Annotated in this window: 1 protein-coding gene; it reads left to right on the top strand. The window is 50.6% G+C overall.

Annotation, left to right across the window (positions count from 1 at the left end; translation table 11 throughout):
- On the top strand, positions 1–239 hold a 239-nt coding region (locus NE473_RS32480), incomplete at both ends, for an MBG domain-containing protein (protein WP_256265755.1).

Here is a 239-nt window from a genome sequence, read left to right as displayed (position 1 = left end):
GCTGCTGTATTCAACCAACGGAACAGAATACAGTGAGACGGCCCCGACCTTTACGGAAGCAGGAACACATACCGTATACGTAAAGGCGACGAATCCGAATTACAAGGAAACCGAAGCCGTAAGTGCGGCGGTAGTGATCAGGCCGAGAAATGTGACCATCACGGTGAACAGCGCGTCAAAGACGTATGGAACTAAGGATCCGGAGTTTACAGGAAACTATGATGACCTGGTAAGCAGCG

It is taken from the genome of Hungatella sp. SL.1.14 (assembly GCF_024460495.1).
GTDB classification, from domain to species: domain Bacteria; phylum Bacillota; class Clostridia; order Lachnospirales; family Lachnospiraceae; genus Hungatella; species Hungatella hathewayi.
Note: the sequence above shows the minus strand (reverse complement) of the source record. Positions and strands in the feature narration are given on the sequence as shown.